General features: G+C 34.8%; 26 protein-coding genes and 4 pseudogenes. 12 read left to right on the top strand and 18 right to left on the bottom strand.

Translation table 11 applies throughout. The annotated features are described in order from the left end of the window. Positions 1-328: 328 nt before the first annotated feature. The gene (locus AC3EMB_RS06045; protein WP_000444443.1) at positions 329-910 is read right to left on the bottom strand and encodes a competence protein ComK; all 582 of its coding nucleotides are present in this window, start codon (positions 908-910) and stop codon (positions 329-331) included. A 284-nt stretch (positions 911-1,194) separates the two neighbouring features. On the opposite strand from AC3EMB_RS06045, the gene AC3EMB_RS06040 reads away from it, so the two are divergent. Both AC3EMB_RS06040 and AC3EMB_RS06035 read left to right on the top strand, forming a co-directional pair. Then, positions 1,195-1,380 (top strand): hypothetical protein, encoded by a 186-nt coding sequence (locus tag AC3EMB_RS06040; protein ID WP_000391373.1) that lies wholly within the window; start codon positions 1,195-1,197, stop codon positions 1,378-1,380. A 347-nt stretch (positions 1,381-1,727) separates the two neighbouring features. Beyond that, positions 1,728-1,880 (top strand): hypothetical protein, encoded by a 153-nt coding sequence (locus AC3EMB_RS06035; protein ID WP_071740672.1) that lies wholly within the window; start codon positions 1,728-1,730, stop codon positions 1,878-1,880. Between the two features lie 249 nt (positions 1,881-2,129). Here AC3EMB_RS06035 and cspA read toward each other — a convergent pair whose 3' ends face one another. Next, entirely contained in the window at positions 2,130-2,333 is a 204-nt protein-coding gene (gene cspA / locus AC3EMB_RS06030; protein ID WP_000301522.1) for an RNA chaperone/antiterminator CspA, read from the bottom strand. 282 nt (positions 2,334-2,615) lie between these two features. Between cspA and AC3EMB_RS06025 the strand changes: the two genes are divergently transcribed. Further along, positions 2,616-3,110 carry a DUF6584 family protein gene (locus AC3EMB_RS06025; protein ID WP_098125803.1) on the top strand — a complete coding sequence of 165 codons (495 nt, stop codon included), beginning with the start codon at positions 2,616-2,618 and terminating at the stop codon, positions 3,108-3,110. Between the two features lie 19 nt (positions 3,111-3,129). Next, positions 3,130-3,921, top strand: a complete 792-nt coding sequence (locus tag AC3EMB_RS06020; protein ID WP_366986332.1) for a phosphotransferase — start codon at positions 3,130-3,132, stop codon at positions 3,919-3,921. Between the two features lie 108 nt (positions 3,922-4,029). On the opposite strand, the gene aceA is transcribed toward AC3EMB_RS06020, so the two are convergent. The 11 genes and pseudogenes from aceA to AC3EMB_RS05965 form a co-directional block, all read right to left on the bottom strand. After that, positions 4,030-5,307 carry an isocitrate lyase gene (gene aceA, locus AC3EMB_RS06015; RefSeq protein ID WP_082188049.1) on the bottom strand — a complete coding sequence of 426 codons (1,278 nt, stop codon included), beginning with the start codon at positions 5,305-5,307 and terminating at the stop codon, positions 4,030-4,032. A gap of 23 nt (positions 5,308-5,330) precedes the next feature. After that, complete coding sequence (gene aceB / locus AC3EMB_RS06010; RefSeq protein ID WP_053565044.1) at positions 5,331-6,920, bottom strand: malate synthase A; 1,590 nt, start codon at positions 6,918-6,920, stop codon at positions 5,331-5,333. Positions 6,921-7,139: 219 nt separating this feature from the next. After that, the gene (locus AC3EMB_RS06005; protein ID WP_141241103.1) at positions 7,140-7,907 is read right to left on the bottom strand and encodes an S-layer homology domain-containing protein; all 768 of its coding nucleotides are present in this window, start codon (positions 7,905-7,907) and stop codon (positions 7,140-7,142) included. A gap of 138 nt (positions 7,908-8,045) precedes the next feature. Then, positions 8,046-8,702 (bottom strand): S-layer homology domain-containing protein, encoded by a 657-nt coding sequence (locus tag AC3EMB_RS06000; protein ID WP_141241104.1) that lies wholly within the window; start codon positions 8,700-8,702, stop codon positions 8,046-8,048. 281 nt (positions 8,703-8,983) lie between these two features. Beyond that, positions 8,984-9,264, bottom strand: a pseudogene (locus AC3EMB_RS05995) (EamA family transporter); the annotation flags it as partial. A gap of 59 nt (positions 9,265-9,323) precedes the next feature. Then, positions 9,324-10,115, bottom strand: coding sequence for a methyl-accepting chemotaxis protein (locus AC3EMB_RS05990; RefSeq protein WP_404978265.1), 792 nt, complete (start codon positions 10,113-10,115; stop codon positions 9,324-9,326). 156 nt (positions 10,116-10,271) lie between these two features. Continuing rightward, positions 10,272-11,051 (bottom strand): annotated as a pseudogene (locus tag AC3EMB_RS05985) (MCP four helix bundle domain-containing protein); the annotation flags it as partial. A 134-nt stretch (positions 11,052-11,185) separates the two neighbouring features. After that, positions 11,186-12,454 (bottom strand): M48 family metallopeptidase, encoded by a 1,269-nt coding sequence (locus tag AC3EMB_RS05980; protein ID WP_001233315.1) that lies wholly within the window; start codon positions 12,452-12,454, stop codon positions 11,186-11,188. Between the two features lie 240 nt (positions 12,455-12,694). Then, entirely contained in the window at positions 12,695-12,994 is a 300-nt protein-coding gene (locus tag AC3EMB_RS05975; RefSeq protein WP_016082517.1) for a DUF2101 family protein, read from the bottom strand. 31 nt (positions 12,995-13,025) lie between these two features. Beyond that, positions 13,026-13,382: pseudogene (locus AC3EMB_RS05970) on the bottom strand (hypothetical protein). A 1-nt stretch (position 13,383) separates the two neighbouring features. Further along, complete coding sequence (locus AC3EMB_RS05965; RefSeq protein ID WP_141241105.1) at positions 13,384-14,232, bottom strand: CPBP family intramembrane glutamic endopeptidase; 849 nt, start codon at positions 14,230-14,232, stop codon at positions 13,384-13,386. A 140-nt stretch (positions 14,233-14,372) separates the two neighbouring features. Between AC3EMB_RS05965 and AC3EMB_RS05960 the strand changes: the two genes are divergently transcribed. Together AC3EMB_RS05960 and AC3EMB_RS05955 are read left to right on the top strand one after the other, a co-directional pair. Further along, positions 14,373-15,077, top strand: coding sequence for a response regulator transcription factor (locus AC3EMB_RS05960; protein WP_095691248.1), 705 nt, complete (start codon positions 14,373-14,375; stop codon positions 15,075-15,077). A gap of 9 nt (positions 15,078-15,086) precedes the next feature. Next, the gene (locus tag AC3EMB_RS05955) at positions 15,087-16,829 is read left to right on the top strand and encodes a sensor histidine kinase (protein ID WP_488517582.1); all 1,743 of its coding nucleotides are present in this window, start codon (positions 15,087-15,089) and stop codon (positions 16,827-16,829) included. Between the two features lie 251 nt (positions 16,830-17,080). On the opposite strand, the gene AC3EMB_RS05950 is transcribed toward AC3EMB_RS05955, so the two are convergent. Together AC3EMB_RS05950 and AC3EMB_RS05945 are read right to left on the bottom strand one after the other, a co-directional pair. Beyond that, a complete protein-coding gene (locus tag AC3EMB_RS05950) occupies positions 17,081-17,446 on the bottom strand; it encodes a VOC family protein (protein ID WP_000473644.1) in 366 nt (121 codons plus the stop codon). Between the two features lie 60 nt (positions 17,447-17,506). Then, on the bottom strand, positions 17,507-18,409 hold the full coding sequence (locus AC3EMB_RS05945) for an AraC family transcriptional regulator (protein WP_000446842.1): 903 nt from the start codon (positions 18,407-18,409) through the stop codon (positions 17,507-17,509). Positions 18,410-18,527: 118 nt separating this feature from the next. On the opposite strand from AC3EMB_RS05945, the gene AC3EMB_RS05940 reads away from it, so the two are divergent. Together AC3EMB_RS05940 and AC3EMB_RS05935 are read left to right on the top strand one after the other, a co-directional pair. Next, positions 18,528-19,031: an RNA polymerase sigma factor gene (locus AC3EMB_RS05940; protein ID WP_254489016.1), complete on the top strand. Its 504-nt coding sequence runs from the start codon at positions 18,528-18,530 to the stop codon at positions 19,029-19,031. Between the two features lie 5 nt (positions 19,032-19,036). Next, complete coding sequence (locus AC3EMB_RS05935) at positions 19,037-20,155, top strand: anti-sigma factor (protein ID WP_106822821.1); 1,119 nt, start codon at positions 19,037-19,039, stop codon at positions 20,153-20,155. Positions 20,156-20,197: 42 nt separating this feature from the next. Here AC3EMB_RS05935 and AC3EMB_RS05930 read toward each other — a convergent pair whose 3' ends face one another. Further along, the gene (locus tag AC3EMB_RS05930) at positions 20,198-21,577 is read right to left on the bottom strand and encodes an MFS transporter (RefSeq protein WP_488517581.1); all 1,380 of its coding nucleotides are present in this window, start codon (positions 21,575-21,577) and stop codon (positions 20,198-20,200) included. A 135-nt stretch (positions 21,578-21,712) separates the two neighbouring features. Here AC3EMB_RS05930 and AC3EMB_RS05925 point away from each other — a divergent pair, with 135 nt between their 5' ends. After that, positions 21,713-22,045 (top strand): winged helix-turn-helix transcriptional regulator, encoded by a 333-nt coding sequence (locus AC3EMB_RS05925; RefSeq protein WP_064532861.1) that lies wholly within the window; start codon positions 21,713-21,715, stop codon positions 22,043-22,045. Between the two features lie 39 nt (positions 22,046-22,084). On the opposite strand, the gene AC3EMB_RS05920 is transcribed toward AC3EMB_RS05925, so the two are convergent. Next, complete coding sequence (locus AC3EMB_RS05920; protein ID WP_488517580.1) at positions 22,085-23,062, bottom strand: HD domain-containing protein; 978 nt, start codon at positions 23,060-23,062, stop codon at positions 22,085-22,087. 274 nt (positions 23,063-23,336) lie between these two features. On the opposite strand from AC3EMB_RS05920, the gene AC3EMB_RS05915 reads away from it, so the two are divergent. Then, positions 23,337-24,227, top strand: coding sequence for a CPBP family intramembrane glutamic endopeptidase (locus AC3EMB_RS05915; protein WP_078400913.1), 891 nt, complete (start codon positions 23,337-23,339; stop codon positions 24,225-24,227). A gap of 72 nt (positions 24,228-24,299) precedes the next feature. Here AC3EMB_RS05915 and AC3EMB_RS05910 read toward each other — a convergent pair whose 3' ends face one another. Continuing rightward, positions 24,300-25,406: a metallophosphoesterase gene (locus tag AC3EMB_RS05910; RefSeq protein ID WP_050842827.1), complete on the bottom strand. Its 1,107-nt coding sequence runs from the start codon at positions 25,404-25,406 to the stop codon at positions 24,300-24,302. Positions 25,407-25,440: 34 nt separating this feature from the next. Between AC3EMB_RS05910 and AC3EMB_RS05905 the strand changes: the two are divergent. Both AC3EMB_RS05905 and cytK2 read left to right on the top strand, forming a co-directional pair. Further along, positions 25,441-25,554 (top strand): annotated as a pseudogene (locus AC3EMB_RS05905) (TetR family transcriptional regulator); the annotation flags it as partial. Between the two features lie 143 nt (positions 25,555-25,697). Next, complete coding sequence (gene cytK2 / locus AC3EMB_RS05900) at positions 25,698-26,708, top strand: beta-channel forming cytolysin CytK2 (RefSeq protein ID WP_423098280.1); 1,011 nt, start codon at positions 25,698-25,700, stop codon at positions 26,706-26,708. Positions 26,709-26,748: the final 40 nt, after the last annotated feature.

The raw sequence follows: 26,748 nt of genomic DNA, 5'->3' as shown, positions 1-26,748 counted from the left end.
ATATCTTTCATAAGAATTCCTTCATTATTTAGCTATGATAATCTATCAATATTCGACAGGACATGTCGTTCGTTTTGTTATTTAGATGGTTTTCCGATTTTTATCGGTAAATGAAATTACACTGGTGATTTTCTAAATATAACAATTACAACTCGGTTTTTCTAATATATCGCCTTACCTACAAAGACTGATAAGGTGAAACTTTAATCAGTGGGGATTTTGTTGATCCCCCGCTTAACTTCTTTGCTTTCGCTGAATTTTGAGGCGGGGGTCTTACTGCCCACAAATAACAGGATAAACAAAAAAGAATGGGGATTCCCCCATCCTTTCACACTTCGCCTTCCTTCACAAAATACACACTCTCATAAGCGGGTCTTAATGTTGATTCCTCTTTTTTATCAACCTCTTTAAAACAAGGATTCCCTTGTTTTTTCCTACGATCTTCATATTCAGTACGTAATTTCGCTGTACGATTTTGTTGATTTTCAAAACTAGTTTTTGATATCTCTAATTTCACAGCAAAGCCATTTATAAATCTAATAATAAGATTTCCATCTTTTAATTCTTTATTACTTTCAATATAAAAATGAGACAACCAAGCGCACTCTTTTCTAGAGTAAGAATAGGTAGGGAAAAAATAAAGTTGATCTGCTGGACTAATCGCAATCGGTGCTTTATGTGTAATATGAGTTAACTCTTTCGTTCCTTCTTTTCTGCCTAAGAAACTAGAGCCATGCTTGCGGCAACTTCTTTCTATAATATCTAGAGGTTTTTGAAATACGAAAAAAGAATCATTCATTTCAACGACTCGCGTAACAATTTTCTTTTCACTTAGAATAACAGGAAGTAAGGCCATCGTATTTTTCGTTACAACATAATTTTCGACATAGCGTTCCACTTTACTTTCCATACTCCATTATCTCCTTTTTTCCATTTATATTAGCAGCTGCATATATAATTTTAGCATCTATGAAAAGGAAATAGCTTACAAGTTCCGCTTTTTTACATTTTCTTATCATTTATCAAACATTTGTTAAATGATAAAATCACGATATAGTAATGATTTAATTTTAAAGTTATAAAAACAGCATTTATAATACCTATAAATATTTATTATCCCTTCCTATTTTCACATCATGAAAACAATTAACTTTGCTATAATTAAAATATAAATCCAATATATGGAGGGCCACTATGGAAGAAAAAGAAATCCAACCATCAATTCAAATGAAAAATAGTAGCGTCATTATCGTGAAAAACTCAGCTAGTATTATATTTGGTTTATTCTTCATTCTGCTATTCTTTGCTAAACCGTTTCGTAAATCAAAATGTCCAGAATGTAAAAAACGTGAGAAGAAAAAATCAGGGCAAGAACAATAAAAGGCCTTCCTTTATGGAATGCCTTTTTACATTTGTAGTATCATTTTATTTATTCTTCTTCACCCTAAAAAAAACTATATTTTCTTCCAAGGTTCTCTACATCTTTTTTGATTTGTAATATGATCCTTATCTAAAACATGAGAAAAAGTATTTGTACTTGTTACTCGCTTTTAATTTTTATTAAACACTTCAAATTTGTACACCTTTATCCATCACTAACAATTCGTTAATTAGTTAACTTTATAATATAAGTTTTGTATATAATGTCATTCAAAAACACAATATATATAAGTGGCTATTTATAATTACATTGCTTTTTATCGAATTCCAAAAAGGAGCTGTATACTATGGACAAAGAAAATCTATTAAGCCAGCAGGTTAATAGCATCCCCTCAGATGCTCTGAATACCCCTAGTAAGGAACAAGAACAACTGTTAGAAACATCATCTCAAAACGTACAAAATTCCAACAACAACACTAACAAAAAAGATGTTACTTAAGGTCCATCTGGAAAAGATTTCCCCATTTCAACAGAGAATACAAATTTATAGTTATTTACTATCATACGCAGCAAATGCTCTTGCTGAACTAATTCCTCTACAGAAACTAATACGCATTCCAGATAATTTTTCACCCGTTGTAACATAGAAAAAGAGATTTAGATATAAAAACAGGCTCTGAAAAAACTTTCCCCACAACAAAAAAAAGGATGGCATTAGCCATCCTTTTTTCCATCATCAACTATAAAATTATAGTTTGATTACGTTTTTAGCTTGAGGTCCACGGTTACCTTCTTCGATTTCGAAGCTAACTTTTTGGCCTTCTTCTAGAGATTTGAAACCTTCAGTTTCGATTGCAGAGAAGTGTACGAATACGTCGTTTTCGCCTGGAACTTCGATGAAACCGAAGCCTTTTTCGTTGTTAAACCATTTTACTTGTCCTGTTACTGCCATGATTATTTCCTCCTAAGAAAATACAAATTTAATTTTTTTAGTCTTCCTGTCTAAAAAAAGAATCCACACATTATCAAATACGAAACATAAACTAGTTCTCACATACTTTTTCTCGTTCGTTTTCAGCACTTGATAACATATGGATTGCTTAATTTAACTATTCAACTGACATCATCATAGCACATTAAAATAAAATGTACAATCTTTTTCGAAAATAGAATTTCTAATTTTTAGTATTTCTTATAAAATATAATTATCTCTATTCCAAATAAGGAGGAGTTTATGACCAATAAAATTCCTAGAAAAACATTAAAAAGAATTGAAGAGGATATTGAAAATAATAATCTTGGAAAAGCAAGAGATAGATTGCATGGCCTCATCTTTACATACCCAAATGAATTACATCTTCGAAAAAAACTCGGAGATATTTATTATACATTACAATATCCAGAAATGGCTGGACGTTACTGGTATCTAGAGGAGCATAAAACAGATATTATGCATGAATCATGTTTATTATTTGAAAAATCAATGGGAAATAATCCTCATCATATTGCACGTGCTTTAAAGTTTAAAGGCGATTCTAACCATATAAAAGGTTTGTATAAAGATCAACCTTTATCTTCAGTGCAGAAGAAAGTAGCAGAGGAGTTAATTTATGAGTATAAAGAAACATGGCAAGATAAGCTAGTTCCTTTTGGCTGTCTAGCATTCCTTGCTTGCCTTCTCTTTTCTGCCATTGTTGGTCTATTTACTATTTGGAATTGGATTTTTTAATCACAGGGGGAATTTTCACATGTCAAACTACGCTAAAGAAGAAAGGCTAACAGGGGGAAACGTCTCAAACGTATATCGTTCTGAAAATACTGTTCGGCGAGAGTTAAAGCCGGGCGGTGAAAAGATTCATAAGCTATTGCAACATTTAGAAAACAAAGGATTTCATTATGCTCCAAAGTTTTTAGGTGTAGATGAAAAGGATAGAGAGATTTTATCCTTTATTGAAGGAGAAGCTGGCAATTATCCTTTAAAAGAATATATGCGATCTAATGATGTATTAAAAGAAATCGCAAAGATACTTCGCCTTTACCATGATGCTGTAAGTGATTTTCCGTTATTAGATGATTGGAAACCGATGGATCACACTCCAAATAACATTGAGGTTTTATGTCACAATGATTTTGCCATATATAACATTATTTTTAATAATGAGAAGCCAGTAGGGATTATTGATTTCGATGTTGCTGCTCCTGGTCCAAGACTATGGGATATCGCTTATACACTCTATACTTGTGTGCCTTTAAGTAGAGTGTATTATACAGAATCCGGTGAAGCCGTTCATTATGACTCATCGCAACATGCAGATCGCATTAAAGAGAGAATGAATTTGTTCGTTCAGTCCTATGATAAAAATATGGATGAAGATTACTTAGGAATGGTGTTGCTTCGATTAGAAGGGTTATGTACATATATGAAACGAAAAGCGCAAGAAGGCGACTTGAATTTCCAAAGAATGATTGATGAAGGACATCTAGAGCATTATGAGCAAGATATGAAGTTTATTCGTGATCATAAGGCTGAGTGGAGTTGATTTAGTAATAAAGAAAAGGAAGTATCATTTTTGCCGATAAATCGATATCTCTTTTCGAATCGTTCACAAACTAACAAGGGGCACCTTTCAAAAAGGTGCCCCTTCCTTTTATTTCGTAAACTGTGCTTCTTCTGTAGATCCTTTTAACGCTGTCGTTGATGAAGTTCCGCCTGTAATCACTTGTGCAACTTCATCAAAGTAACCTGTTCCTACTTCGCGTTGATGACGTGTTGCAGAGTAGCCGTGTTTTTCAGCTGCGAATTCTGCTTGTTGTAGTTCAGAGTATGCTGCCATGCCGCGCTCTTTATAGCCACGTGCTAGTTCAAACATACCGTAATTTAATGAATGGAATCCAGCAAGTGTTACGAATTGGAACTTGTAACCGTAAGATGCGATTTCCTTTTGGAAGCTTGCAATTGTTTTTTCATCTAGTTTTTGTTTCCAGTTGAATGAAGGTGAGCAGTTATATGCAAGTAGCTTCCCTGGATGCTCCTTATGAATTGCGTCCGCAAATCGTTTTGCATCTTCTAAATTTGGTTCTGACGTTTCACACCAAACGAGGTCTGCGTACGGTGCATACGCTAAACCGCGCGCAATTGCTTGATCAAGACCTGCATTCGTACGGTAAAACCCTTCTGGTGTTCTTTCTCCTGTAATAAATGCTTTATCAACAGGATCGATATCGCTCGTAATTAAATCAGCTGCATCCGCATCTGTTCTTGCAACGATAATTGTCGGCACTCCCATTACATCTGCTGCAAGACGTGCAGAAATTAAATTGCGTACTGCTGTTTGCGTTGGTAGTAGTACTTTTCCGCCTAAATGGCCACATTTTTTCTCTGAAGATAATTGATCTTCAAAATGCACACCTGATGCACCTGCTTCAATCATACCTTTCATCAGTTCGAATACGTTTAATTGTCCGCCAAATCCAGCTTCTGCATCTGCTACAATCGGTACGAAATAGTCTGTATCATCACTTCCTTCCATATGCTGAATTTGATCCGCACGTTGAAGCGTTTGATTAATTCGTTTTACTACAGCAGGTACGCTGTTCGCTGGATATAAACTTTGGTCTGGATACATATGTCCAGAAAGGTTTGCATCAGCTGCTACTTGCCAACCACTTAAGTAAATCGCTTGTAACCCAGCTTTTACTTGTTGCATCGCTTGGTTTCCTGTTAATGCGCCAAGTGCGTTAATATAGTCTTCTGTATGAAGCGATGTCCAAAGCTTCTCAGCACCGCGACGCGCTAACGTATGTTCAATATCAATTGACCCGCGCAGGCGAATTACATCTTCTGCCGAATATGGACGTGTGATCCCTTTCCAACGCTCATCTAATTCCCAGCTTTCTTGTAACTTCTCGATTCTTTCGTTTTTCATTTGTTCCATCCCCTTTTCATTTTTTATAAAATTTCATAACCCGGTAATGTTAAAAATGGTACGAATTCATCATTTCGAACGAGATCTGTAAACAACGTTGTCGCCTCTTGGAATCTCCCTTTCTTAAAGGCTTCCTTACCAATCTCTCTTTCTATTTTTGCTAATTCTTCTTCTTTTAGCTCTTCCATTAATTCAAGCGTAATATTACGACCATCATTTAGTTTTCCACCTTCATGACGAATCCATTGCCATACTTGTGCTCTTGAAATTTCAGCAGTTGCCGCATCTTCCATTAAGTTATAAATGGGTGCTGCTCCCCGTCCGCTTAACCAAGATGCAATATATTGAATACCTACACTAATATTCATGCGAAGGCCCTCTTCTGTAATCGTTCCCACCGGTACCTCTAGTAAATCGTTTTCTGTTACACATATTTCTTCACGTTTTCTAAAAATTTGATTTGGTGTTTTCATAATGTGATTAAACACTTCCATTGCAACCGGTACAAGTCCAGGGTGGGCAACCCAAGTCCCGTCATGACCGTCTAAAGCTTCGCGTTCCTTATCAGCACGCACTTTTTCAAAAGCTGCTTCATTTGCTTCTGGATTATTTTTAATCGGAATTTGTGCCGCCATTCCTCCAATTGCTGGTGCATTACGGCGGTGACATGTTTGAATTACTTTCAAAGAATACGAACGCATAAATGGCGCCGTCATCGTGACTTGTGCTCTATCTGGTAGTAAGAATTTATTATGATTACGGAAACTCTTTAAAAAGCTAAAAATATAATCCCATCTTCCGCAGTTTAAGCCAGCAGAATGATCTTTTAGCTCATATAAAATTTCATCCATTTCAAACGAAGCGTGAATCGTTTCCAGTAACACAGTTGCTTTAATCGTTCCATTTGGAATGCCGATATATTTTTGAGCAAATACGAATACATCATTCCATAATCTCGCTTCTAAATAACTTTCCATTTTTGGTAAGTAAAAGTATGGGCCGCTTCCTTTTGCTAAAAGAGCTTTCGCATTATGGAAAAAGTACAAGCCGAAATCTACTAAGCTACCCGACATATTCTTCCCATCAACTTGCATATGCTTTTCCTCTAAATGCCATCCTCTTGGACGTACAATGAGTACAGCTGTTTTCTCATTTAATCTATATTCTTTCCCTTTATCATTTTTATGTGAAATCGTTCCCTTTACTGCATCTCGTAAGTTGATTTGACCTTCAACTGCATTTTCCCAAGTTGGTGAATTCGAATCTTCAAAATCCGCCATAAAAAGATGCGCTCCTGAATTTAAAGCGTTAATGACCATCTTTCTATCTACCGGTCCAGTAATCTCTACGCGGCGATCCTCTAAGTCTTTTGGCAGCTTGGCAATTGTCCAATCCGCTTCACGTATGTGTTTTGTTTCTTCTAGAAACTTCGGAAACTCCCCTGCATCAATTCTTTTTTGTTTTTCTACACGTTTTTGTAAAAGTTCTATGCGGCGCTCATTAAAATTCTCATGTAGTTCCTTCAAAAAACTAAGCACCTCAGGTGTCAATATTTCGTTGTACGCTGGTAACATTTCTCCAACGAGTGTAACCCGTGAAGTTTGCGTCGACATATTAGCATCCCCTTCTTAAACTGTTTTATAACAGATTTGATTTCATGTTTTATATTATATAACAAATCTTCAGAAAAGGAAGTTTTTTTTGAAAATTCATTTCGTTTTTTTTCAAAACGCCATTCTTTCGCGCTTTATTTCATACAAAAAAGGCCGCTGTTATACAACAACGACCTTTTTGTATTATTTTTAAATTTCACTTTGACTAGTTAAACTTTATTACTGCCCTTGTTCCATATCATGCAATATTGCTCTATGTAAAAACTGTGCGTATTGTTCTCTCGTTACCTTCATAGACGGACCGAATTTACCTTCTCCGATTCCCATTGTAATACCATTTGTTTGTACTGCACTAATTGCATTCGTTGCCCATGAATTTGCTGAAACATCATTAAAGTTATGAGATCCCTTGGCCTGTAAGTCAAAAGCATTCGTAAGAACTTGTGCCATTTCCGCACGCGTTAACGTCGCCTTCGGTCTAAAGTTTCCATTCTCGTCTCCCTGGAAAATTCCCATTTCCGTTAAAGCCAATATCTCCTCGATAAAGCTTGTTGAATTTTCATCAATATCTCCATATGGGTTTTCATATTCATCTTGTTCTTCCATATCAAACACACGGTAAATTAAAGCTGCAACTTGCTCACGTGTTACATTATCCCCAAAACCGAATATTCCATCGCCATATCCCAAAATAATTTCTTGTTCCGCTAATTCATGAATTGCCTCATATGCCCAATGTCCTTTTGGTACATCTTTAAATACAATTGTATTTGTTTTTTGCAACGGTGCACTTTCCGCTTTTACACTGTTACTCTCTGCTGAGAATAACACCCCACCCATAATTGTTAATGCTGTAGCTGTTTTTAATAATTTTTTGCTCATCAAATTATCTCCCCAATATGTATATGTTTTTTTAAAAATATACAGAATAAATGGTATAGCGACAATATATTTTTCGACACATTTCGTGACGGTTTTGTGAATCATATTACACATCATGTCTTTTTTATGGGGTTGATTATAAAGCTTATGTATAACATTAAAAATACAAATAAACGAATAATAATTCTTTTTTAAACAAACAAAAAAGCACAAATATTTCTATTTGTGCTTTCATATTTCACTCTATTTCCAATCCTCTTTCAAATGATAATTAATAATCGCATTATTAATAAACTGAGCATATTGTTCTCTAGGTACAGGGCGATTTAATTCATACATGCCATTCCCAGTTCCTCTCACAACATTATTAGATTGTAACGCACTAATTGCCTCTTCTGCCCAGTGGCCTTTTGGAATATCTTTAAATGTATGTTTTTGTTTCGTTTCAAAATTAAATGCTCGTTTTAAAATGACAGCCATTTCCGCTCTAGAGATTGGTGCTTTCGGCCTAAAATTCCCTTGGCCATCCCCTGAAAAAACACCACGTTTTGTTAACGCCAAAATTTCCTTTTTAAAAGTTGTTGTACTATCAGAAACATCTTTATATGGATTCGCTGCTGGCCCTTCTTCTTTTATCTCAAGTGTTCTGTAAATAGTCCCAGCTACTTGTTCACGTGTTATAAGATCACCAACACCATACTTTCCGTTTCCATACCCTAATATAATTTTATGATATGCTAAATCCATAATAGCATCATATGCCCAAAATCCGTATGGAACATCTTCAAACACAATCATTTGTGGATACTCTTCCGCTTTTACAGGCGTCACATTCGTCCCTGCAAATATACCTCCTGCCATTGTCGCAATCATCATTACACCCAATATTTTTTTCTTCATTATCCTCTCTCCCTATTTCATTCAAATAAAATGAATTTCATTGTTTCAGGAGTACTCTTTTTTGGTGAATGTAAGATAAAATGCAAATCTTCTAGAAGAAATATTTCCACTACCTTTCTGCTTTATGCCTCCTTCTTTCTTTTTCAAAAAGGAAGTTGTCACCTCTAAGGTGTTATGTACTAAAACATTCTACAATCTCTTTATAAACTCCTTTTCACTTTACAACTTCCCTTTATTGGCGCGTAAATGAAATACCTAATGGAGGTTACTATATTCATGATTTATATTTCAGAGTTAGCATTCCCCTTCACTGATAACTCGCCTTCTCTTCCCTCGCGAAAAGTTAGTGCCATCCCTACAAATATAAGGATAATCCTTATTACTTGCATCTAAATCCGGTCTAATAGTTTGGCAACAGCAGGATCTAAAAACACTAATACAGAAATAATTCTCATCGATAAACCTCTTAAACTGTCAAAAAACAAGTAATATACAAATCTAGTATGTATAAATCATCGCCTTGAAAATGCCCGAAGTCTATGAATAGTAGCAATAAAAAAAGCATCCTTTTTTATTAAAAGAGGATGCTTTTTTTATATTTATTAACACTCAAATATGCTACTACTTTTGAAGAGTAAATTGGGCAACTATTTGTTTTAATTTTCCTGCTGCGTTATGCATATGTTCAATTGAAACCGAAATCTCTTGAACAGATTTTTCTTGCTGTTGAATAGACTCTTTTACCCTATCAGTTCGGTCAGATGATCTTTGGGAAATTTGAGCCATGTCTTCTGCAGAAGCCGAGATTTCCTCACTACTCGCTGCAATTTCATCTGTAGACATAGATACCGTTTGAATTTGCTCAGATACTTGTTGTACTTTTTCTGTAATTGTTCCAAATACTTTTTCTGTGTGCATTACTACTTGTGTACCTGCCTGTACCTCATTATCTACTTTCCCCATCATATGTACCGTATGGTTCGTTGTTCCCATAACTTGAGTAATAAGATTCTCAATTTGTTTTGCAGAATCACTAGATTGTTCTGCTAATTTCCGCACTTCATCTGCCACAATTGCAAATCCTCTACCACTTTCACCAGCACGTGCAGCCTCAATTGCGGCGTTTAATGCTAATAAGTTAATCTGAGAGGTAATACCTTGCATTACATCAATGATTTTAACAATTTCTTCTGATTGTTCTTTCATAGTCTCTACTTGTTTCACACCGCTATGTACCGAATTTTGGATTGTATCCATCTGTTGAATCATTTGTTTCATTAATTTGTTACCACTCTCTGCATCTAATGCTGATTGAGCAGATAATTCATTTACAGAGGATGATGTATTGACTATACTCTGCATTCCTTGTGTCAACTCTTCCATCGCACCCGCAGTTTGTTCCATTGCTTGCATTTGACTCTCTGCACCATTTGCGACTTCTTCAATATCCATAGTGATTTTTTTTGCTGCACTACTAGATACTTCTGACGCAGATGCTACTCCGTCTGCATATTGGAATAGAAGCTGAATATTATTCTCTACTTCTTGCATATTTGTTCTTAGCCCTGCAATCATCTCATTAAAATTACTTACTAATACACCTAATTCATCCTTAGCAGTATAATCACCATGTACAGTTAAATCTCCTTCTTTCGCTCTTTCCATCATACGACTAACCGTTTGTAAAGGTGCAACTATAAGCTTACTAATAATATAACTTACTATACATATAACGATTGTAGTAACTACTACAAGAATGATAAAGGTAATAACGGATCGATCAATCATTTTTTGAGAATCTTTAAACACTTGATCAGCTAAGTTTGAAACATACGATTCTAGATCCACTGCATAACCAGCTAACTCTACTCCCTTTGGTTTTAAGTTTTTTTGAAATTCGTTTACCATTTGAGATTCATTTGTTACCTTCGCTTTGTCAAACAACTTCTTGTATGTCTCCATATAACTTGGCAAAGATTTCTTCATCTTTTGAAACAACTCATCCTCTTGCTTACTTAAATTAACGCCATCATCATATTCTTTTAATAAAGAATCATATTTTTTAAGATCCTTTTCAATATTATCAATTATTCCCTCTTTATTTACCAATTCATTTTGTGACGCCGTAATTAATTCTAGTAAGTTATATTCTAGTGAATTTTGTGTACGAAGCATTCCTTCTAATAAAATTGCGGAATTTTGATAATCATCTACTACAACCTCTGTATCGTGCTTAATCTTATTAATGGAATTAATTGCTACACTGCTCATAATTACCATACCTAAAACTGCTAATGAAATAAGCGCTAATAATTTATATTTCACTTTTAAATTTTGTAAAAAATACATTTTTTCACCTTTATTCCTTTATATATAGATTTTTAGAATTTTATAGCTTATTATTTACAAAATCGCAATAAAAAGCAATGATAAATATTCCCAATATGAAACTTATATCTCTATAAAAAAAAGTAGCATAATAGCTACTCCTTTTTTCTTTGTTTCTCATATTGTTCAAATGCATGAATTCTTTCAAAAATTGGTGGATGCGTGTATAAGAAAAACTTCACTAACGCAGGCGGATTTACTTGGCTTAAACTTGTTTTTGATAAATATTGAAAAGTTTTCACACCAGATTTCCCATCCTTCGTCATATTTAAAGCATATTGATCTGCCGCTCTTTCTTCTATACGTGAAACATAGTTTGTTGCTGGTTGTACTGCAAATGAGAGTATAGAAGAAATTAAGAAAAATAAAGGTAAAATGGAGAAACATGCCACTTTTGAAATTTGCAATGTATCTCCCCATTTGCGAATACACATATTTATAATACGACTAATTAAAAACATACCTATAAACGATAGCAATACATAACTTGCAACGCCAAAATATATATGCTTCATAACATAATGCCCCATTTCATGAGCCATGATAAATAAAATCTCTTTATCTTTTAACTGCTTAAGCGTTGTATCCCACATTACAATACGGGCGTTAGGGCCAATTCCTGTTACGTAAGCATTTAATGCATTCGTTTTTTCTGACATATTTACTTCATATACGTGCTTAGCAGGAATGTCCGCTTTGTCTGCTATCGCTAAAATTTTCGTTTCTAATTCTTTATTTTTCAGCGTCGAAAAGTCGTTATACAGTGGGTCAATAACGACAGGCTGTATGAATGTTAAAAAGATTGTAAATGGAACAGAGAGCGCCCACCCTGCTAGCCACCATCTCTTCGGAAATTTACGGATAAGCCATAATAGAACGGTCACTACAATTAACATAGTCGCATAACTTTCCCAAAAACCGATAACATGATCTTTAATCCAGCTTTGTGTGCTTTGCGTTGAAATGCCGTAATCAACGGACACTTTCCGGCCAATCCATTGCATCGGTAAGGCAAGCACTGTTGTCAGTAATGATAAATAAAAGAAATAAATCGCAACTTGCAAGACACTTATTTTAGTCGTTTCCTTCGACCATTTCTCAAACTTTCTTGAAATACCTAGCACAAGTACAAACAATAAAATAATCCATTCAAGAGGCGTCGCTAAAAAGTATAGTAAATTTTTCACGCGCGAATAATCTTGGCTTAGCGTAAGCTCTCTCGCACTCATAAACGTTTCTGGATCTGCACTTGTTCCTTTATACATGTCCGGAATAAGTTCATGATTCCATCCAAATAAATACCAATATATAAGTAACGCAAATCCAACGTACAAAAAAAGCGACCAACCAATAACCTTCCTCACGCTATTCCCTCCTCTATGCTGCCTGTCTATTATTATTGTAAGTTCGTACACGCTAAATTAGAACAAGCTTATTATGTGAATTGCTCGAAATCCTTTTATTTACATAAAAAAACTCTTCTACATAAGAAGAGTTTTACCTATCTTTAAACACTTTCTTTAGTTCATAATCCGGAATAAGGATCGCACGTACAAACCAACACACGTACCCTACTTGCTTTTTAGATAACATAAAAAGCCTCTTTAAGGAAGTACATCTATTAATAAATTAAAATCTTGTAAAGAGAAAGAACTATATTTCATAATACCTTGTACAGCTAAAAGTAAAACAAGACCGATAACACACATATAATTAACGCTTTCTTCATTCTTTTTTTCAGTAACCACTCCACCACTTATACATAAAATCCCTAGCAAATGAAGCGCTAAATACATGAAAAAGTAAGCTTCCTCCCAGCGCAAAATAACATTCACTGTCGTTATTAACACTAGACTAAGTAAAATCAAATAAAAAAACTTATTTGATGATATCGTTTCATTCATATAATTTTATACATCCCTTTCAAATTTCGAATTAATGATGTTTCAAAGCTATAAAGTAAATGATTGTTTTTATACCATAAAACAAAAGGAAAGCCACCATTACTTTCTCGAATACTTTATGAATCCACATATACTTCTCTTCATTCTTTCTGAAGATGCGCTTCATCATTTCTTCTACAATTAGACCAAATATTAGTAAAACCCCGAACACAATAAGAAGAGAAATAATATTTTCTTTTAAATGAGTACTAGAAAATAAGTACTACTCTGGAAACACAATCGTATCTACTACAGGTTGAAGCCAATGACAAACGCTTTTATCACACATATCTGTAATAGACGTAGCATCTATAATGTCTTTTAATATTTTTTCAACCGTCTTCTTCATCTCATTTACTCCCCACTATATCTGAAAAGCTCTTTTCCTGCTCTGCATATATAACTGGCACTTCTTTACTCCAATATTTACGATTAACAAATAAAAAGATAAGTACTAAGTTTAATCCTGTTATAAAAATAATAAGTCCAGGAAAGAATGTCGTGTAATTTGAGAAATCAGCAAAACTCATAATTTTTTCTCTACTTATTAAAAAAGACGCACCCATTACAAATGCATTGTTTAACATATGTATTGCAATTGGCATGAGTAAACTTTTCGTACGAATATATACGATTGATAATACGATGCTGAATATGGCTGCACCGAGGAAATCAACATGTAACAACGCAAACAATATTGCTACAACGATGGTCGCTATGCTCGTTCCCCATTTTGTTGCAAAACGTTGAAGTAAAAATCCGCGAAAAACAAACTCCCCGATAATTGGTGCGATGAATACGACCCTAATGACTTGATATACATATCCCCCAGTACTATCTATAATCGGTTCATGCAGGGCATTCATAATAAAGTCCGGTGTAATCCATGCAAAACTATACATATACAAAATAAGATACCCGTAACTAAACATGCACAACATAACCGTAATGTATAAAACTTGCACCAAGTTAAATGTTTCATTTTTATTAACAAACAATGAAAATGAAATGCGATGCTTTCTATACTCATAAAAAATCCATACGATCGGAAGGATATAGAATATAAGGATATTTATAAAAGAAGAATTTTGTATATGAAATATACTTGTTAGCAAATCGCCACTACTTCTCGCTATTAAAATTAATAGTGAAAATACAATTAAAAAATATCTAGCTCGCATCACTTGAAACGGATTCACACTCATCTCCTCCCCTATGTTACTTTTATCATATCATTTGATTCTTAATTTTTTGCGAAAGAAAACCTTAAAATTTCCTTAAAAATTCCATAAGTTACAAAATGATGATATGATATTCGAGAAAATTAGGAGGGATTTTTATGTACCAAGCAAATATTTTACTTGTTGATGATGAAACAGCAATTTTACAATTACTAACTACCATTCTTGAAAAAGAAGGTTTTTCTCATATTACAACTGCAACATCAGCTGAACTAGCTTTATCTCTAACTAAGCAAAACAATTACGATTTAATTATTTTAGATGTAATGCTTCCTGGACAATCCGGTTTTGATATTTGTCCAATCATTCGCCAACAAACAGATTGTCCAATTTTCTTCCTATCAGCAAAAGCATCTGATTTAGATAAAATATCCGGATTTTCATACGGTGCGGATGATTATATTACGAAGCCCTTTAATCCATTAGAAGTAGTAGCACGTATGAAAGCACAGCTTCGGAGACATATGAAACAAACCGTACCACACGAACAAAAATCACACTCGATTTCATTTGGAAGATTTGAAATTGATCAGCACTCTGCAGAACTGACAGTGGATGGTCACATTGTCGAATGTTCCGCTCAACTCTTTCAACTACTACTCTTCTTTTGCGAGAATCCAAACTACGTATTTTCGAAAGAGGAAATATACGAAAAAGTTTGGGGAGCACCTGCCTATAATGGCGATGACAACACTGTTATGGTCCACATTCGAAAACTACGTGAAAAAATTGAACACGATCCAAGTAAACCAGAATATATAAAAACCGTTCGCGGGCTTGGTTATAAGTTCGTTACAAAGTAGGGTGACGATATGAATTTTAATAAACGACTTATTATTCAATTTATCATGCAACACGTTTTTGTTTTAGTTACATTACTTATCGCTGTAGTTGCTGCTTTTACTTATTTAATTTTTCTTCTTACTAGTACTTTATACGAACCTAATATTCCAGATTCTGATAGTTTTACAATTTCAAGATACATCTCTTCAGAAGATGGGCATATTTCGTTACAATCTGAAGTGCAAGATTTAATAAAGGAGAAAAATGATTGGCTCCAAGTTGTAGATGAAAACGGAAAAATCCTCTACCACTTTAATACACCAAATGATGTTCCGAATGCTTATACGAAGACATCTTTAGTCGCATATATACAACATCATATCGAAAGTAATTATAAATTTACATATTGGGAAATTGAATTAGAAGAAAAGAAAGTACTTGTTATTTATGGTGGTATGTTAAAAAGCAATGCGTTACTGACAGCAATTCAAAAGAATCACTCCTCTTTAACGATGGATTCGTTTACATTAACAGATCAAGAAAAACAGTTACTGTCTAAAGAAAAAGCAGCACTTCAAATATTTAATCAAAATGGCGAAGAGGTTTTTGCCTATCCAGCTGGAAAGAAAAAAACATTTTCAGCAATACAAATCGCCCTTAATGAAAAAGAACCGTGGAATCATAAAGAAAACACGTCTAGCTTTTACGATGCAAATAGTGGCAACCTTCTCGTTGTGACTGCGAAAAATGATCACTACTATCCAGATGACGAAATTGAAGATGTATTTACTAAGAAGTTTCTCATCGGATGCGGATTAATCCTTCTTATCGTATTTGTTTATTTAGTCATTCTTTCTATTTGGTACGGTAATAAATTCGGGAAACCGTTATTACATGCGATGCGCTGGCTTAAAAATATCGCTGGTGGAAAGTATGAAGAACCCATTAGTAAAAAAGGAAAACCTGTCAGGTTCCGGCGATCTGGTAAAGAAAAATGGTCATTCCGTTTGTTTAGAGATGTAACAAGTTCACTAGAACACCTTTCTATTACACTCAAAAAAAACGATGCGATGAGGCAAGTACTTCAGCAAACACGAGAAGAATGGATTACCGGTCTAACGCATGATTTAAAAACACCACTTAGCTCTATATATGGCTACGCATTATTACTCGAATCGAATCAATATAACTGGACTGATCGTGATATTCAGCAATTTGGTAGTGTTATGAAAGAGAAATCTCAATATATGACGACATTAATTGATGATTTAAGCTTAACGTATCAATTAAAAAATAACAGCCTTCCTGCCCAACACGTAAACGTTGAAATCAATCAGTTCGTTCAAAAAGTATTATTGCAATTTATTAACAATCCAACACTCCAAAATCAAAATATTGAATTCGTACCGAGCTCAAATAAAATTCAATATTTCATTGAAGAAAAATGGTTCCAGCGTATTATCGAAAACTTACTCGTAAATGCTGTAAAACATAATAACGAAACAACTACTGTCATCGTAAAATTATCACAAAACGCTAATTCCTTTACACTCTCCATTTCAGATGACGGAAAAGGAATGGATGAAAAAACGAAAGAACTTCTATTTGAACGATATTACCGCGGAACAAACACAGAAGAAAGCAACATCGGAACTGGACTTGGCCTAGCCATTACAAAACAGCTCGTTCATGCTCATAACGGGACAATTTCCGTTGATAGTGCACTCGGAAAAGGAACGACGATTATTCTTGTATTTCCGTTTCGTTCGTAGGAAAGACGCTATGTGGCGTCTTTTTTTCTTTTCTGGGAGAATTTTTCGGTAATTGAAATTATGTGGATCGTTTTTTTGAGGTGTTTTAGCGGTATATGAAATTATATCAGCGCAACTCGAATTATATCAGCGATTTTCTAGATATATCGACTTACCGAAAAAAACGACAATACTAACCTACTTCCTCTACTACTATACAAATTAAAAATAACCCTTCATAACTCACTATGAAAGGTCACTCCATATTTCAGCTATTTCCCTACTAACACAAACACATTCTCATCAGGTGCTTCCATTACTGCAACATGTCCTGATTCTGTTGGAAATGGTTCGCGAATCCATTTTACATCTTTATTATCTTTTAAACTTTCATACGTTTGTTGTACATCTTCTACTAATACTTCGACTTCCGTAAAATTAATATCCGGATGATTGCTTATTACTAACTCTGAACTTTTCTCATCTGGAAACTTCAATCCTATTAACGTCCAAATAACCCCTTCTTCTAGTTCTCTTTCTATCATCCAGTTTTGCTTCATTCCCATTTCTTTATAGAAAGAAACTGATCTTTCTATATCTTTCGTATGTATAGATACACATTCTAGTTTTTTGAACATTTTCCCATTTCCCCTTTTATGAAAAAGCGAACCATCTCCCAACGATTCGCTCTTACCCTATTATTTTTTCTTCACCGGTATCCAAAGCTCTACTTGTGCAAACTCACTCTTATCTTCGTGGCAACGCTCATCGTACAGTTCAAACTCCGTAACACCGCAATGTTCATATCCTGAATGCGGGAACCATTCTGAGAATACTGCATTCCAAGTTTGGTGAATAGACGATACCATTTCTTCATGAGGAACTTTCGGCGTTGTAAATACTGCATATGTTGCTGCCGGGAAAGTACGCTTCGCAATTTCATTTGGTACATTTTCAAAGTCTGTAACTTCCATTCCGATAATGTAAGTGAAGTCCCCTGTTTCTAAATTAAAATCAGTACATAATCCAAGCTCTACCCATTGGCTCGTATCTTTACGATTGGGAATTGTTGTCCCAAGATCTTTTTGTAAATATTCTTGCCAAAATACTGGAATGTCTTGATGGTTTTTCCCTTCTTTACTTGTCGTCTTCAATTCATAACCCGCCACTAAAAATTCTGGTTTATTTACAATACGATATTCCATTTGTATGCCCCCTAAATACGGATTTAATTTTCTTTGCTTTACATTCACTCTGTAATACATCGGTGTTTCGATTTCTTGTTTTCGATATTCACTCGGTGTCATTTGAAATAATTTTTTAAAGGCTCTCGTGAACGTTTCGTGAGATTGAAAGCCATGTTCAAACGCGATATCAATAACTTTTTCATCCGTATGAGAAAGTTGATAAGCTGCCCGGGCTAACCTCCTCTTTCGAACATACTCCATTACTGTATCACCTACTAATGCCTGAAATACACGATGAAAATGCGACTCAGAAAAACCTGCAATGCGAGCTAAATTACGCAGCGTTTGTTTTTCCATTACATCTTCCTCAATATAATCAATTGACCTTTGAATTTGTGTTTCATAGCTTTCCATCTCTGTTCACCCGCCTTATATGTATTATGATAAAAGAGAACGCAATCCAATTCTTGACGTTTTTTACTATAATTCCATAAAAAATTGTAACTTTTTTATATGTATTTCGTTGTTATGTATGAAGGGAGGGAAATTAGTGAAACGCAAACAATCATTAGAAGACATTTATTCAGATCATATGCATGATTTATTTCGCTATCTTCTCTCCCTAACCGGAGATTCTCATTTTGCTGAAGATCTCATGCAGGAAACCTTTTACCGCATGCTCGTCCATATTGATTATTATAAAGGCGAAGAAATTAGGCCGTGGTTATTTACAATAGCCTACAACGCCTTTATCGATTGGTATCGAAAAGAAAAAAAATATAAAACAACTACAGTGGAAGAATTCCATTTACCAAACATGCCAAGTACAGAACATGAATATTTCGTAAAATTTGAGATTGCTAGTTGGTTAGAAAGTTTATCTTCTCTTCCGCTCGAAAGACGAAATGTCCTGCTACTACGAGATTACTATGGATTCTCCTATAAGGAAATAGCAGAAATGACCGGTCTCTCATTAGCGAAAGTGAAAATTGAATTACACCGCGGACGGAAAGAAGCGAGAAACATAGAGGAGTGATACAGATGGGTTGTGCAGCATTTAATAAACTATGGGAGAAGTACGAAAAAGGAACACTCACACGTGATGAACAAGAAGAATTAGAAAATCATATAGAGACTTGTGAGGAATGTGAAGTGTATTTGGATGAATTGCTTACGAAGAGTGCACCGATCAAGAAAAGACTACCACCACAAAATCTTAATGTCCCATTTTGGAAAATAAAATGGAAACAGCGTTGGCAAACTGTTAGTTTTGTTCTTGCGGTTTGTATAGCAATCTATTTTGCCGATCATTTTTCATCTTCTCTTTACTTCAATAATATGAAAAAGTTAGCTGAAGTAAATGAGATTCCAGCACTCGCACTAGAAGCAACAATTCCAAATATTCGTTCCACTGGAGGCAGTACAAAAATCAAACCCTTTTTCCGTACAGAAAATGAAATGAATTTAGTTAAAACTGTCGGCAAAAAAGAAGTTCAATTCGGTACAGTAACAACGAAAAGCTTCTTATCGTCTGTAACTGTTACAAATAAATCTTGGGCAAACAAATTGAATTACTCTAAACTTTCCTTTGTTCATCCGAAAATAAAGCAAGGTGATCATTTGAAAGAACCATCTAAAAAAGTGTGGGATACACTTGCAAAAGTACATGAGGGAACCGTTGCAGAAGTAGCGATATCTTTTGACAAACTTTACACTTTACAAGAATTAGAATCTATTCTATATAGCACATTTGAAGCACAAGAAATGCCACCAACTCCTGTATGGTACGCTTTAGACACAGGACAAGAGAGAATAGATGAGGAAGATTTCATCCTACATGGCGGAGAGGTTATCGGATTTCCAGAACATATAAACCTCCCTGATAGTGAAGCAGAACGACCGAAGACAAAAGAAGATGAAGTACTCGAAATGATGCGCATTCTTTCTGAGCATAAAAAAACTGTAAGTAAAACTACTTGGACTCTTGAAAAAGAGCTGAACTTAGATAAGCGTTATGAGTATGTAAAAGAGAACGGTGTAAAAGTATACGGAATTGTTATTACTGGCCCGTCGAAAGAGTTATTAAAATTACAAAACTCCCCGCACGTACGTTATGCGACTCTTGGAGATATTGAGATTTGGAATTGGTTTGACCAGTAATGTGAAACAAGTAGAGCATCTAGAAGTGATGCTCTACTTGTTTTATTCCCTCTCCACAAACTTCCAAACTAAAAATGCTGCACATAGATAGGAAAGCCCAATAACTAAAAAACTATAGCTTGCCCCTCTGTACCAATTCGATGATTCATTTAAAATGATTCCCATAATCGCTATACCGACTAATGCACCAATTTGACGATTTACATTTAAAGTTGCTCCAGCCATATTGCCATTTTCACGACCGGCAGATTTCATTACAATTGTAGTCATGGCAGGTACTGCTATACCGATTCCAAGATTAACAACACTGTAAATGAGTGCAATTCCTATATAACTCACATTTTTCACTAGAAACATTAATAATACAGATCCTATACTAGCTATAAATAACGCTATGAATAATAGCAAGTTTGAGCCAAACTTAGTCACCATTTTTGCAAATAATAAATTTCCAATAACAAATACACTCATCATCGGCAATAGTTGTAATCCTGCTACAAATGGACTTGCTCCGTATGCTTTTTGTAAAAAGAGTCCAAACATAAATATTCCGCCAAATAAAGCAAAGTTTATTAGAAACCCAACTATATTCGCTGAGGTAAACGTCTCGTTTTGGAACAACACTCTTGGCACAACCGAGTTTTTTGACTTTCGTTCTGCATAAACAAAGAGAATTGCGGTTAATACCGTCCCTACTATTCCTCCTAAAATTTGAGACGAGGACCATCCATAACTTGGACCTTCAATTAGAGTAAACGCCAATAATGTTATTGCAATTATACCGATTAAATGATTCGCTACATTTATTTTCTCCTTTTCCGGTAAAACATTTGGAATAATTACAAAAGCCACTACAATACCAATCATCCCAATTGGAAGGTTTATAATAAAAATGCTTCGCCAACCAAATGTATTTACTAAAAGGCCACCAATAAAAGGACCCGTACCAGAAGCAATGGATACAATTGCCGACCATATACCAAACATTTTAGCTCTCTTCTTTTCATCCGGGAATGATACTACTAATAAACTAAGTGAACTTGGCATAAATAAAGCCGCTCCAACACCTTGAATTACCCGCCCCATAACAAGAATGTTCCCAGTTGTAGCAATCACACATAAAAGAGATGCGAACACAAAAATAATTAAACCAATCATATATATTTTTTTTGCTCCAAATCGATTGGCTAATGCCCCCCCAGCCAATAATAATGCCGCAAAAGATAAAATATATCCGTCGACAATCCATGTCGAACTATACAATGCCAGTCCTAATGTTTCTTGAATATTCACCACTGCAACATTTACTACTGTTACATCTAACGTTGCCATAATAAATCCCATTGCCAAAGCGATTAAAATGATAATACCCGATTTCTCTTTTGTTTGAACATCTGAATTTCTACTAGCCACCCCACCCACTTGCTAACTCCCCTTTCAAAAATTAGTAATTTACCTATATATTCCTTTAGAACTATAATAAAGAAAGTACTTTAATTATAAAAGTACTGATTTTTTATATAGTACCTATACTTTTATATAGTAAGGAGTGTTTATATGGAAAATAAAAACGATGAAATTTTATTGAAATGTCCCATTGAAAAAACAATGTCTGTAATAGGTGGAAAGTGGACTTTCTTAATTTTAAGAGATTTGTTCTATAGTCCTAAACGTTTTGCTGAGCTTGAAAGACGTCTAAGTGGCATTAGCCCACGCACACTCTCTCTTCGCTTAAAAGAACTTGAACAAGAAAATATTATAAAGAGAAAAATCTATTCAACTATGCCACCTCACGTGGAATATTCACTAACAAAAAAAGGCGAAACACTCCGTCCTATTTTTGACGCGATGAAGGACTGGGGAAATGAGTGGAAAATATTAGATGAATAAAAAGAAGGTATCATCTTATGTGATGATACCTTCTTTTTGCTAATCCGCAATCACTTTCACATACATCCCTCTCACCGCTTTTTCATAAGCGCCCCCACTCATCTTCCTTATGTTTTCTGACACAACAGACGATAGAACAACTTCACCTTCTCGAAGTAACGGCGGATCAATGAGACGAACTTTATTTTTCTTATGTAGATCATAATCGTTTCTATCTTCTTTTACTTTTACATTTTGATGAACTTTGCTTAATAAAGCTTCTACTTCGGGGTCATTACATTGCTGCAATTTCGAAATAAGCTCCTCATCTTCAAGAAGAAAATCATCTGCATGAATAATCCTTTTATGAAGAGCTACCTTTAACGTTTTCGCTAACATATCATTTCCGTAAATATTCATTGGTTCCATAAAGAAATCGATTACTTCTTTGTAATACGTTTCTGTAAACCATTCCGCTATTTCGATATTTTGAAGAACCATTTTCCCCTCTACTTCGATGACATCCTCTAAAAAACTATGAACTTCTTCTAAAGAAATATACCCATATGTATACATATCTCGTAACGTATAATCCACTCGATCTGCGCATAATTCTGGCGCTGACCTTTCTAGTAATGTCCACTTCGAATCATCTAATAAAATATCTTCATAGTTATAACCATGCTTCGCAAGGATCGCTGGAATTTCTGATTTTTTCACAACAGAACTAAATATCTCTTCATGATAACTTTCATCTTCATTATCAAAAACATAATCAATCACGTGGGAAAAAGCAGTATGTGATATGTCATGCAGTAAACCAGCAATCTGTTCTTCTACTGAACCACCTAGTTTTTTCACTAATAACATAACACCCACTGAATGCTCAAAACGAGTTACATTCCATTTCTCGTTCATTAAGTAACTTGCGCCTGCTTGATGAATTCCCTTTAGTCTTTGCATAGGCTTACTTAAAAATAATTCTTCTAGCACTGCATCCACTTCAAATTTTCCGTATAGTACATCTGATATGATCACTTACAATCCCCCTTTTCAAGCAAAGTCTTTTTATATTATCTCTTTTTTGAAGAAGCGTAAATATACTATTCTGCAATTTGAATATAAACGTTTTGTTTTTATAAAAAACAGGTCCTCTTATTCTTATCAAATTTAATCAAAAAAAGAAAACATTTCCACGACTCCTCTTTTTTGTTTTAATAGATTTATACATACATATTTATTAAAGAAAAAAGCAGCGAATAGAGTCAATTAGAAACTGACTTACAATTATAATATGAAAGGTCGAATAACTATGGACAGTTATTTTCCAAAATCGGGGAAGTTAATTGGCGGTATCATTATGCTTATTATCTTGCTTTCATCTCTTTGGCTTATATGGATTGGAGAAACGAACATTCGTTACAGTGGAGATCATAAGGGCACAATCCCTTTTTGGTACAAGTGGATCCCTGTTATTGTCGGTATACTCCTTGTCCATTTCCTACCATTTCATCATAAAAACTATAATCCCCTTCAACAATTTGAACCAAGGCGCATCATAATTCAAACTGCTATCTTATTCTTAAGCGGCTCCCTCTTCACGATTTGTCTTCTCACCACGAACTTTGAAGGAATGGCATTACAATTGTGGTTTATGATATTTAAAATTATTTTATTATTATTCACTCCATTAATGCTGCTTTTGTTTTATAAAAATAACCCCGAAAAAGAACGACCAAAATCAGTAAAATTAACAGGGGATATTAGATGGCATCAGTTTACACCACTTATTGTCATTATAATCTGGGGTTACTTCAACTTCTTTTCTATATTCTCTACACCATTTGTTTCAATGAAAATGGAACCGACGATTTTAATGACCATTTTACTTGTAGGGTTTCTTATAAATAGTGTACTTGAAGAGATTTTTTATAGAGTTTGGTTGCAAACACGTTTGGAATTATTACTAGGTACTTGGCCGGCTATTCTTCTTACATCATTGTTATGGGCAAGCTGGCATATCGCATTACATGGCTCTGGTCATTGGGATATTGATACAGCTACAGTCATTGTGAACCTTGGTATCGTAGGTCTATTCCTTGGATATTTGTGGGCGCGTTATCGTAAGGTATGGGTAATTATTATTGTTCATGGATTAATTAATGCACATCCACAACAACTAATTGAGATTATATTTAAGTAAAGAGCGCGATTGAGAAATAAAAAATAAAAGGGATTATACATGATTAATATGTATAATCCCTTTTATTTAACCTTATTCAAACGTAACTTCTACCTGCACAATCTCCGACCTACTACCAAGTCTAAGCGGTGGTCCCCAAAATCCAAATCCAGAAGAAACAATTGCGTGGAACGCGCCTTTTTGTGCGTATCCCCAGTCTAGCTCGTACATTCTTCTCGTTACAATATGATTGGGCGCCATTTGTCCGCGGTGCGTATGACCGGATAACAATAAGTCTACACCAGCATCCGCTGCCTGTTTCAACTCAAATGGCTGATGATCCATTGCGATAACTGGCATGGATTTATCCACTGTACTCATAAGTTTTTCAAAGCTTTGGCGATCTCGCTCTGTTTTATCTCTTCTTCCAACGAGATAGAAATCATCTTCAATGGTGATTACTTCATCTAAAAGAATACGAATATCAATCTTATCCATCTCTTGTAAAAACTCTGGAACCGCTCTGCCGTAGTATTCATGGTTTCCTAATACGCCATATACACCTAATGGTGCTTTCATTTGTTTCATGATTGGTCCCATATTCTTTTGAATGAACACACCTGGATGATCATCGATAATATCACCTGGCAGCAAAATAATATCAGGTTCCATCTCATTTACATGACGAACAAGTCTTTTTAAATGTGAAACGCCAGACAGTTTACCGAAATGCATATCAGAAGCCATCGCAATGCGTAAACTTTTACGCCCCTCTACTTTTTTCGGTATGTGCACTTCGTACTTTCTTACTACCGGACTATACGCATTAAATACTCCGTACGCAAAGATAAAGATAAATGCAGCTATCACAGCCGCCCCTGTCCAAATAATTGCTGCTTCTTTCTCCACTGAAAACTGTAAAAGAAAGACCATAATATCAGCTAATGGCAACAACATAAGTGCATATTGTATAACCGCAAACCAAATCGAACCTATCGTTCGCAGAAATGGCAGAAACTTAAACACTTGCACGAGAATGTACGCATATGAAATAAATGCGACTATGAAAGCATAATATCCCCAAGATTCCCAGCCAAATACCGCATGAAGCCAAACCCATCCGTTCCAGCCGATGTAAAACATAAGTAGTGTGTATATAATTAATATGGTAAATATATTGAGATAACGAAGATTCTTCACAGCCAGCCTCCTTATTGATTTCTTCTATTATAACTTGTTATGCACTTATAACGTAAATATTAAGCACTTCAATCTTCCCAATAAAAACATTGGTAAACATATCGTCTTAAAATTTTTAGGAACGGCTGTAATGGGCATTTTAGAGTCTTAAGTGTTGGATGAAATTCTATTATCTTTATCCTTCAAAACTCACCTATGCAATTATGCATATACATCTATTCCGTTTTATTTTTATGTTACGATATGAATGAAATACGACATATATCGACAAAGATAAAAGGAAGTGATTGTATGAAACGTTCTAAAACATATTTAAAATGTTTAGCATTATCCGCTGTTTTTGCTAGTAGCGCTGTAACTCTTTCAACACCTGCTGCTTATGCTCAAACAACATCACAAGTTGTAACAGATATCGGACAAAACGCAAAAACACATACGAGCTATAATACATTTAATAATGATCAAGCTGATAATATGACAATGTCTTTAAAGGTAACTTTTATCGATGACCCAAGCGCTGATAAACAGATTGCCGTTATTAATACAACTGGTAGTTTTCTAAAAGCAAATCCTACTATAAGTGATGCACCTATTGATAACTACCCAATCCCTGGTGCTAGTGCAACATTACGTTATCCTTCACAATATGATGTTGCATTTAACCTTCAAGATAACAGCGCTCGTTTCTTTAACGTAGCACCTACAAATGCTGTAGAAGAAACGACTGTAACATCTAGTGTATCTTATCAACTTGGTGGTTCTGTTAAAGCTTCTGTAACGCCTAATGGCCCTAGCGGTGAGGCTGGTGCAACTGGTCAAGTCACTTGGTCTGACTCTGTAAGCTATAAACAAACTAGTTATAAAACAAATTTAATTGACCAAACAAACAAAAACGTAAAATGGAACGTATTCTTTAACGGATATAACAATCAAAACTGGGGTATTTACACACGTGACTCCTATCATTCTTTATATGGAAACCAACTGTTCATGTACTCTCGCACATACCTATATGAATCCGATGCAAAAGGTAATTTAATACCGATGGATCAACTTCCAGCATTAACAAATAGCGGTTTCTCTCCTGGTATGATTGCTGTTGTTATCTCTGAAAAAAATACAGATCAATCTAACTTACAAGTCGCTTATACAAAACACGCCGATGATTACCAACTTCGTCCAGGCTTCACATTCGGAACTGCAAACTGGGTTGGAAACAACGTAAAAGACGTTGATCAAAAAACATTTAATAAATTGTTCACACTAGATTGGAAGAATAAAAAATTGGTAGAGCAAAAATAAGTAAAAAAAAACGAAGGGACTATTTAGACTCTTCGTTTTT

This window comes from Bacillus sp. LQ16, assembly GCF_057784645.1.
The sequence above is the reverse complement of the archived record's forward strand: the minus strand, read 5'-3'. Positions and strand labels throughout refer to the sequence as shown.

Excerpts from the sequence above, each read along its gene's own strand:
- AC3EMB_RS05990 (WP_404978265.1), bottom strand. The coding sequence starts at position 10,115 with ATGCAAGCAATGGAACAAACTGCGGGTGCGATGGAAGAGTTGACACAA.
- AC3EMB_RS06025 (WP_098125803.1), top strand. The coding sequence starts at position 2,616 with ATGACCAATAAAATTCCTAGAAAAACATTAAAAAGAATTGAAGAGGAT.
- AC3EMB_RS05975 (WP_016082517.1), bottom strand. The coding sequence starts at position 12,994 with ATGAATGAAACGATATCATCAAATAAGTTTTTTTATTTGATTTTACTT.
- aceA (WP_082188049.1), bottom strand. The coding sequence starts at position 5,307 with ATGAAAAACGAAAGAATCGAGAAGTTACAAGAAAGCTGGGAATTAGAT.
- AC3EMB_RS05950 (WP_000473644.1), bottom strand. The coding sequence starts at position 17,446 with ATGTTCAAAAAACTAGAATGTGTATCTATACATACGAAAGATATAGAA.
- AC3EMB_RS05955 (WP_488517582.1), top strand. The coding sequence starts at position 15,087 with ATGAATTTTAATAAACGACTTATTATTCAATTTATCATGCAACACGTT.
- AC3EMB_RS05915 (WP_078400913.1), top strand. The coding sequence starts at position 23,337 with ATGGACAGTTATTTTCCAAAATCGGGGAAGTTAATTGGCGGTATCATT.
- AC3EMB_RS06045 (WP_000444443.1), bottom strand. The coding sequence starts at position 910 with ATGGAAAGTAAAGTGGAACGCTATGTCGAAAATTATGTTGTAACGAAA.
- cytK2 (WP_423098280.1), top strand. The coding sequence starts at position 25,698 with ATGAAACGTTCTAAAACATATTTAAAATGTTTAGCATTATCCGCTGTT.
- AC3EMB_RS05925 (WP_064532861.1), top strand. The coding sequence starts at position 21,713 with ATGGAAAATAAAAACGATGAAATTTTATTGAAATGTCCCATTGAAAAA.
- AC3EMB_RS06005 (WP_141241103.1), bottom strand. The coding sequence starts at position 7,907 with ATGATTCACAAAACCGTCACGAAATGTGTCGAAAAATATATTGTCGCT.
- AC3EMB_RS06020 (WP_366986332.1), top strand. The coding sequence starts at position 3,130 with ATGTCAAACTACGCTAAAGAAGAAAGGCTAACAGGGGGAAACGTCTCA.
- AC3EMB_RS05935 (WP_106822821.1), top strand. The coding sequence starts at position 19,037 with ATGGGTTGTGCAGCATTTAATAAACTATGGGAGAAGTACGAAAAAGGA.
- AC3EMB_RS05940 (WP_254489016.1), top strand. The coding sequence starts at position 18,528 with ATGAAGGGAGGGAAATTAGTGAAACGCAAACAATCATTAGAAGACATT.
- AC3EMB_RS05945 (WP_000446842.1), bottom strand. The coding sequence starts at position 18,409 with ATGGAAAGCTATGAAACACAAATTCAAAGGTCAATTGATTATATTGAG.
- AC3EMB_RS06035 (WP_071740672.1), top strand. The coding sequence starts at position 1,728 with ATGGACAAAGAAAATCTATTAAGCCAGCAGGTTAATAGCATCCCCTCA.
- AC3EMB_RS06040 (WP_000391373.1), top strand. The coding sequence starts at position 1,195 with ATGGAAGAAAAAGAAATCCAACCATCAATTCAAATGAAAAATAGTAGC.
- AC3EMB_RS06000 (WP_141241104.1), bottom strand. The coding sequence starts at position 8,702 with ATGAAGAAAAAAATATTGGGTGTAATGATGATTGCGACAATGGCAGGA.
- AC3EMB_RS05960 (WP_095691248.1), top strand. The coding sequence starts at position 14,373 with ATGTACCAAGCAAATATTTTACTTGTTGATGATGAAACAGCAATTTTA.
- aceB (WP_053565044.1), bottom strand. The coding sequence starts at position 6,920 with ATGTCGACGCAAACTTCACGGGTTACACTCGTTGGAGAAATGTTACCA.
- cspA (WP_000301522.1), bottom strand. The coding sequence starts at position 2,333 with ATGGCAGTAACAGGACAAGTAAAATGGTTTAACAACGAAAAAGGCTTC.